Source organism: Aquabacterium sp., assembly GCF_004297345.1.
Classification (GTDB): Bacteria; Pseudomonadota; Gammaproteobacteria; order Burkholderiales; family Burkholderiaceae_C; genus Aquabacterium.
In genome coordinates, this window is the sequence record NZ_SCTN01000123.1 from 1 (window position 1) to 1,924 (window position 1,924).

The window sequence follows — 1,924 nt, forward strand, 5'->3', positions numbered from 1 at the left end:
GTTTGAACTGTCGCTCAAGTTGCGGCTGTTCATCTTCACGCCCAGCACGATCCTGGGCATCTACCTGATTACCAAGCTACCCTCGGCGCCATTGCGCGAATGGCTGGCCACAGGTACGGGCTTGATTGCCTCCGCGTTGAACCTGTTCATTTGCCTATCGAGCAAGGACCCCTTTGCGGGGCCCTATCTGGTGAGCATGGTCCCCATCATCATGTTCAGCAACTCCGTGGCGCAAATGCGCTTCTTCCCTGCACTGGTGATGGACAGCGCCATCTTGCTCATGTTTGGCTACGGGGCCCTGGAGTTGGCCTCGCCTCACAACCTGCCCATTTTGCTGTCAGCAGGATTCACACTCACGTCGGCCTCTGTTTTCACCTTGTATGGCTGCTACACGCTGGAGCGCGATGAGCGTCAGAACTGGCTGCTGCACCTGCGCGAAAGGCTGCTGCTCCAAGAGCTCGAACGGGCCAATCTGCACCTCGACACCGTGTCGCGCAGCGATCTGTTGACTGAAGTAGCCAATCGGCGGCACTTCGATGAATACATGCAGCTTGTGTGGGAACGCGCCCGACTGGATGGCAGCGACATCTCCTTGATGATGATCGATGTCGATCACTTCAAGTCCTACAACGATCGCTACGGTCACCCCGAAGGGGACGAATGCCTCAAGGAGGTCGCTGCGACCCTGAAGCGACGCCTGCGACGCCCAGGCGACCTGATCGCCAGGTTTGGCGGAGAAGAATTCATCGCCGTTCTGGCCGGCACCCCGTTGACCACAGCCGCCAGTGCGGCTGAACGCGTTCGTAAAGGGGTGGAAAACCTCAACCGACAGCACGCCAGCTCGCCCACACATGCAGTGGTCACGGTCAGCATTGGCGTAGCATGCCTGCGCCCCAATGCCCCTCATGCCAGCCCTGCCCAGCTGATCGCGGCCGCGGACGAAGCGCTTTATCAAGCCAAGTCCAGGGGGCGCAATCGCGTGTTTGCCTTCGGCACCAACGACTGATGTTGCCCGTGACGCACGTTACTCAGCCAAGCTCGGTTCCAGACACATCTGCCCTCGCGGCTGGTCTGAACGATCCCTTGATGGCGCGCATCAACATGTTGCTGGAAAAGGGCTTCCCGTGGATGCGCTTTCCTGCTGCGCTGGAGCATCAATTCTTGATGGATGTTTCGGAGGCGAGACGCAGACACTTTGTCATCAGCAGCGTGATCGCCCTGTTGATCTACAACGGCTTTCTGGTCGCGGATTACTTGATGGCCCGCGATATTTTCTGGCTGGCCTTCGAGATACGGATCTTCTTTTTCACGCCGCTGGCGTTGCTGTTCATTTATCTGATCCAGCGAAGCAACGGCAGGTTCATCCACAGCTTGCCGACAGCTTCGCTTGAGGTGATCGTGGTGAGTGGTGGGCTGATTGCAGCCGGTAGCCTCGCCTTCATCTTGTCTGAAACCAAGACCCCTTTTGCGGCTTATTACCACGTAGGTTTCACGGTGGTCGTGCTCTATGGCAATGTCGTTCAGAGGCTGCGCTTTTGGTATGCGGTCGTGTTTTCAACGGCCTTGCTGGGCATCCATCTGGCAGGCATTGTGTTGCTGGACAATTTTCCTCAACGGCTGCTGTGGCCGATCTTCTCCATGGTGATGTCGGCCACAGCTTTCTCTCTCACGGCCAACTATGTGATGGAACGCGACGAGCGCAAGCGCTATTTGCTGACGCTGCGTGAGCGGGGCGTCGTGCGAGAACTGACGCGTGCCCACGAGCGTCTGCAGGAACTGTCGCGCGTCGATGCGCTGACGGAGCTTTACAACCGCCGGCACTTTCAGGAATACCTTCAACAGGTGTGGGAGCGCGCACAGTACGATGGCTCGAACGTGAGCATCCTGATGGTGGATGTGGATCACTTCAAAAAGTACAACGACC

At 57.8% G+C, this 1,924-nt stretch carries 2 protein-coding genes; both read left to right on the forward strand.

Annotated elements, in window-relative coordinates; all coding sequences use genetic code 11:
* On the forward strand, positions 1 to 1,006 hold a 1,006-nt coding region (locus EPO09_RS03770), incomplete at its 5' end, for a diguanylate cyclase (RefSeq protein WP_290640307.1).
* An 80-nt stretch (positions 1,007 to 1,086) separates the two neighbouring features.
* Positions 1,087 to 1,924: diguanylate cyclase (locus EPO09_RS03775; RefSeq protein ID WP_290640312.1), on the forward strand; the 838-nt coding region annotated here is incomplete at its 3' end.